General features: G+C 38.9%; 4 protein-coding genes. 1 reads left to right on the top strand and 3 read right to left on the bottom strand.

Annotation, left to right across the window (positions count from 1 at the left end):
- Nucleotides 1-216: 216 nt before the first annotated feature.
- From ABFR62_12410 to ricT, 3 genes are read right to left on the bottom strand one after another with little or no spacing between them, the layout of a single operon-like run.
- Nucleotides 217-2,514: a transglycosylase domain-containing protein gene (locus ABFR62_12410; GenBank protein ID MEN8139226.1), complete on the bottom strand. Its 2,298-nt coding sequence runs from the start codon at nucleotides 2,512-2,514 to the stop codon at nucleotides 217-219.
- Nucleotides 2,515-2,570: 56 nt separating this feature from the next.
- Nucleotides 2,571-3,029, bottom strand: coding sequence for a gliding motility lipoprotein GldH (locus ABFR62_12405; protein MEN8139225.1), 459 nt, complete (start codon nucleotides 3,027-3,029; stop codon nucleotides 2,571-2,573).
- 14 nt (nucleotides 3,030-3,043) lie between these two features.
- Entirely contained in the window at nucleotides 3,044-4,492 is a 1,449-nt protein-coding gene (gene ricT / locus ABFR62_12400) for a regulatory iron-sulfur-containing complex subunit RicT (protein ID MEN8139224.1), read from the bottom strand.
- A gap of 380 nt (nucleotides 4,493-4,872) precedes the next feature.
- Here ricT and ABFR62_12395 point away from each other — a divergent pair, with 380 nt between their 5' ends.
- Nucleotides 4,873-6,414: a glycine--tRNA ligase gene (locus ABFR62_12395; GenBank protein ID MEN8139223.1), complete on the top strand. Its 1,542-nt coding sequence runs from the start codon at nucleotides 4,873-4,875 to the stop codon at nucleotides 6,412-6,414.
- Nucleotides 6,415-6,476 lie beyond the last annotated feature (62 nt).

Raw genomic sequence — 6,476 nt, 5'->3', positions numbered from 1 at the left:
GAAGCAATCATGAACACCCACTATAGACTCTCGTGAATAAAGGTATGCGCAACGTAACGCAAAAATACTTTGCGAAACTTTGCGGTAAAAAAAGATTGTCATGGGTAGATAAAAGTTTTTGTAAAAACTATAATCATATAACACAGTCAACATACAACCAAAAAAAGCTGCTAAGTTAACCTCAACAGCTTTTTAATATTTTATCTAATTTGTATTTTAAAACTCCTCCTCTTCTATATCAATCTCTTTACTAGCTTCCTCTTTGGTTTTATTACAATCAAGATTTATACTTACTCCGCCTTCCGGTACCTCAAAAGCCCCCTTGCTAATTTCTAAATCTTCATCGGCATACACTTTTTTCATATAAATACCCCAAATAGGCAGGGCTGTAGTCGCCCCCTGTCCATAATAAAGATTCTTGAAGTGTACCGATCTGTCTTCATTTCCTACCCAAACACCGGTAACCAAATTTGGAACAATCCCCATAAACCAACCGTCTGAATGATTTTGCGAAGTTCCCGTTTTTCCGGCTATCGGGTTGGTAAACTCATAAGGATATCCTGTTACAGAATTCAAATTATAGTTCGCCCCTCTGGTTCTTAGCCTTACGCCTGTTCCGTATTGGGTAACTCCCTGCATTAAATTCAGCATTACATAAGCCGTTTCGGCACTCATTACCTCTTTGGTTTCAGGAACAAACTCATCAATAACTACACCGTTATTATCTTCTATCCTCAGCACCATAGTCGGTTTTGTATAAATACCCTTATTGGCAAAACTTCCGTATGCGCCAACCATTTCATATACCGATAAATCGGGTGTTCCTAATGCTATAGATGGTACAGCAGGAATATTTTGGGTAACTCCCATTTCTTTTACAAGCTCGGCAACCGGTTTTGGTCCGATCTGCTTCATCAAAAATGCCGTAACGTTATTCTTAGATAGTGCCAGTCCTTTCTTTAACGATATCATACCACCGTAATCACCTCCTGAATTCTTTGGTGTCCAGTCTTTTTCAAGTCCGAACTTTTCCTTTTCGAAAGTAACCATTGTATTTGGTATCTCGTAACATGGAGAATAATGCAACTGATCGATTGTAGAAGCATAAACAAAAGGCTTAAACGTAGATCCAACCTGACGTTTACCCTGTTTTACGTGATCGTATTTAAAGTACTTGTAGTCTATTCCTCCTACCCAGGCTTTCACAAAACCTGTTCCGGGCTCCATCGACATCATACCTGTTTCGAGGAAAAACTTGTAATACCTCAACGAATCCATAGGGGTCATTGTTGTATCAATATCTCCCTTCCACGAATATACTTTCATCTCGCGCGGAGTATTAAAGGCTATTTTTATTGAATCCTCCGAAATGCCATTCTTTTTCATCTGACGATAACGTACCGAACGACGCATTGCCGTATTCATTATCTGATCTAATTCTTCTGTAGAAATACCTTCAAAGGGTTTAGTTTTATTATATTTCTGCAAGGTAAAAAACACCTCCTGAAGGTTAGAAATATGTTCATTAACCGCCTCTTCCGCATATTTTTGCATTCTCGAATCGATAGTGGTATAAACCTTAAGCCCGTCGCGATACAGATTGTATTTAGTACCATCGGCTTTCGGATGTTCCTTTATCCATTTTTTCAGATAATCGCGTAAATACTCTCTAAAATAAGTCGCTATACCCTGATCGTGACTTTCAGGATTAAAGTCTAACTTTATTGGAAGATTTGATAAAGAATCTACCTGAGTTTCATTAAGAACTCCGTTACGCTCCATCTGTAAAAATACAGTATTTCTACGCTGTGTTGTAATCTCTTCTCTCCTTCTGGGGTTATATAGTGACGGATTTTTTGCCATCCCAACCAACATTGCAGCTTCTTCTATTTTTAAATCCTGCGGAGTTGTATTGAAGTATATTTTTGCGGCAGAATTTATTCCCACTGCCAGATAATTAAAATCGAACTTATTGAAATACATCATGATTATCTCATCCTTTGTGTATTGTCGCTCAAGCTTGATGGAAATAACCCATTCCTTAATTTTTTGCTTCACCCTTTCTATCGGACTTCGCGATGCAGTTCCGGTAAACAACATTTTGGCAAGTTGCTGGGTAATTGTACTACCTCCACCGCCTTGTCCGAGCATTACAACGGCTCTGGCAAGCGATTTAAAATCTATTCCGGAATGATCTCTAAACCTCTCATCTTCTGTTGAGATCAATGCATCAACCAAATATGGCGAAAGTTCATCATATTTAACCGGTGAGCGGTTTTCGTCGTAGTATTTTCCGATAACAACACCATCTGACGAATATATTTCCGAGGCGAAATTACTCTCCGGATTCTCTATTTGCTCAAATGTTGGAAGCTCACCCAACCACCCGTTGGATGCTCCATAAAATATGACAAACACCGAAAAAACACCTAAACCAAAAATTAGCCAGAAATAAAATGTAAAACGGAGAAATACTTTTTTCATAGACTCTCCTTTCTTCTTGGATTTAGCCATTGCTTATATTTTTTTATTTTATTTTATACCAAATAAATATCAGAAACCTTTTGGTATTATTCACTTTCAATTCTTAATCCAACATCCTGAATACCCTCAAGATTTTCTGTCCTCATGCCGTGCTGTATACTCACCGTATAATCGCCCTTTGCATAAAAAACAACATCTTTTTTATAGTATAAAAGATTGCTTTTCAAACCCGACAATCCCTCACCAAGCCATTGTCCGTCAACATCGGTCATCTCGTATTCAAGTGTGTCCTGCAAAATCTTCCCATCCGGAAAACTAACTTTGGTAAACAGGTAAAGATTACTGTATTGGTAATCTACAGTGTTTCTCACATTTATAAACACCTGATTCTTAGATAAAGTATCTTCTAAACTGAAGTTAAACTCTATAATACTATCCTTATTCCATGTGGCATCCGGAATACCCACATAATTATCATATACTCTGTTCTCATCGCAAGATGTGATAAACAAAATAAATAATACCGGCACAAATAAAAACCTCATCTTAAACTAACAAATTAACTGTCCTTTTTATTGTCTGAACCTTCAGGTTTATTTCCCGAGCCTCCCGACTTCTTGTTAAATCTTCCGGGTTTATTCTTGTTGAATCTGAACTTTCCTCTTGGATTTTTTTTCTGCTCGGTTTTGGGTTGATTTTGCTTATCAGCCCCGGTCTTTTTACCTTGTGGCTTAGCATCAGTCTTCTTCTCCGAAACAGGTCTCTGTTGTTTTGATTCCTTTACGGGCTTTGATAATCGCGAAGGTCTGGATGGCTTAACAGCATCTTTCTTCGAGCCTACTTCTTCCCCTTTTCGTTTTAACCCGCTTCCTCTTTTCTTATTTCGTTGACTTAACCTTCTTCTGCCCTGATCTTTTCTCTTGTCGAACCTGTTTAAATCGTCCTGCCCCACTACCTTGTGGAAATCAACTTTCTTGGCAGAAACTATCTCCTCGCTATACTCCTCAAGCGAAGCAACAGAAACACCTTCCTTATTCGACGAAATAATATCATTTACACTAGAAACAGGAACCGGATGCCAATTCATTGGCTCTTCCTGATAAGAATACCAAATCACACCCTTAAAAATATCCATCTTTTGGAAAAATGCTCTTCCTTTTTCAGTCTTCAACACTGTCTCAGGTGAAGGGAATTCTTTAAGAGAATCCAGGTAAGAATCTAACTCGAAATTCAAACAACATTTTAGTTTTCCACATTGTCCTGCCAATTTCTGCGGATTTAACGAAAGTTGCTGGTATCTCGCTGCTGTAGTTGTTACAGACCTAAAATCGGTAAGCCATGTTGTACAGCAAAGTTCCCTGCCACATGAACCTATTCCTCCCAATCGGGCAGCTTCCTGACGAAGTCCGATCTGTTTCATCTCAATTCTGATAGAAAATGTAGATGCCAACTCTTTTATTAAAACCCTGAAATCAACTCTTTCTTCTGCCGTATAATAAAAAATGGCCTTCGAATTATCTCCCTGATACTCAATATCGGAAATCTTCATCTTCAGCCCCAGTCTGTCAGCAATTTTTCTCGAAGTAATCATCGTATCCCACTCACGATCGCGTGCGGTTTTCCAAATATCAATGTCGCGCTGGGTTGCCTTGCGATAAACTTTCAGTATTGACACATCATCAGTACTTACATTTTTCTCACGGGCCTGAACTTTCATCAGTTCACCCGTCAAAGAAACCACTCCAACATCATGCCCCGGCGACGCTTCTACAGCAACTGCATCACCTATATTAAGTTTTATATTATTTACGTTTCTATAAAATCCTTTTCGCGAATTTTTAAACCTAACTTCTACTACATCAAAAGCCTCCTGATCCGTCGGTATTTTCATATCCGACAACCAGTTAAAAACATTGAGCTTGTTACCTCCATCGGTACTGCAAACACCATTGCTTCTACAACCTTCGGGTAGCCCATTTACTACTTGAGTACAACCGTTGCAACCCATTTATTTATATATTTAGACAGCCTAATCAGCACATTTTTAACAATTTGCCTGACTGATACGGTTCATAAAACTATTCTTATGTCAATTTGTAAAGATAGTATTTATTTATAGGTATCAAAATGAGTTTTTTGAGCCGGCCCGCCTGCCGAAAAAGGCAGGCTATACACCTGACTGCGTAATACAGTCAAACAGGGGCTTTAATGAATGGTAAATCATTGAATATCGGGTAAAATGATAAAACAATAATTTTTAAAGACTGCACAATGCAATAAACAAACTAACAGTTCAACAGTTCAACAAAATTAGCTATCTTGCGCAATTATTTTAAAGCGAAGCATTAACCTGTCAGCCGACAAGGCAGGCACAATATATCTTTAGCAATGGCTAAGAGCGAAGACAAATTCAAGAAGGTATTATCGCATGCAAAAGAGTACGGATATGTATTTCAGTCGAGCGAGATTTATGACGGATTAAGCGCAGTTTACGACTACGGTCAAAACGGTGCCGAATTGAAGAAGAATATAAAGGAATATTGGTGGAAAGCCATGGTACAAATGCACGAAAATATTGTAGGACTGGACTCCGCAATCTTCATGCACCCAACAACATGGAAAGCATCGGGACACGTCGATGCTTTTAACGATCCCTTAATCGACAATAAAGATTCCAAAAAAAGATACAGAGCCGATGTTCTTATCGAGGATTACGTAGAAAAAATAAACCAGAAGGCTGAAAAAGAAATCAAAAAAGCGGCAAAACGTTTTGGAGATGATTTTGATAAAGCTGAATTCGAAGCTACAAATCCCCGTGTATTAGGCTACCGCCAAAAACAAAGAGAAATTATGGAGCGTATGGCTAAATCTTTGGATGCTGAAGATTTAGAAGACGTAAAAGCTTTGATCGAAGAACTTGGAATTGCCGATCCTGAAACAGGCTCAAAAAACTGGACCGATGTAAAGCAGTTCAACCTGATGTTCGGTACAAAACTCGGGGCTACTGCCGAAGGGGCAATGGATCTGTACCTGCGTCCGGAAACTGCACAGGGTATTTTTGTAAACTACCTCAACGTTCAAAAAACCGGCCGTATGAAAATTCCATTTGGAATTGCTCAAATCGGTAAAGCCTTCCGTAACGAAATTGTTGCACGTCAGTTTATATTCCGTATGCGTGAGTTCGAACAGATGGAAATGCAATACTTTGTTCGTCCGGGTGATGAGATGAAATGGTATGATCACTGGAAAGAAACACGTATGAACTGGCATAGATCTCTTGGATTGGGCGAGGAAAATTATCGTTTCCACGATCATGATAAATTAGCTCATTACGCCAATGCCGCAGCTGATATTGAATTTAATTTCCCGTTTGGATTCAAAGAACTGGAAGGTATTCATTCGCGTACTGACTTTGATTTGGCAAGTCACGAAAAACATTCAGGAAAGAAACTTCAGTTCTTCGATCCAGAACTTAACAAAAACTATGTTCCTTACGTAGTTGAAACATCAATTGGTGTTGACAGAATGTTCCTGGCAATATTCTCTACTTCGTTAGTTGACGAAAAACTTGAAGACGGAAGCGAACGTACAGTATTGAAATTACCTGCTGTTTTAGCTCCTTACAAAGCTGCTGTTCTTCCTTTGGTCAAGAAAGACGGACTACCAGAAGTTGCAAGAAAAATCATAGCTGACTTAAAATTCGACTTTAATGTTACCTACGATGAAAAAGATGCTATCGGCCGCCGATACCGACGTCAGGATGCAAACGGAACTCCGTTCTGTATCACCGTTGATCACGATACTTTAAAAGATAACGCGGTAACAATTCGTCACAGAGATACTATGGAACAAAAACGCGTTGCCATAAGCGAACTGCGAAACATTATCGACGGAGAAGTAAATATGCGAAACTGGCTGACTAAACTATAGTCCGCATCAAGTTCTTGAAATAAAAAAAGCCTGTTGAAATCACTGAATTTCGACAGGCTTTT

It is taken from the genome of Bacteroidota bacterium (assembly GCA_039714315.1).
Classification (GTDB): domain Bacteria; phylum Bacteroidota; class Bacteroidia; order Flavobacteriales; family JADGDT01; genus JADGDT01.
Note: the sequence above shows the minus strand (reverse complement) of the source record. Positions and strands in the feature narration are given on the sequence as shown.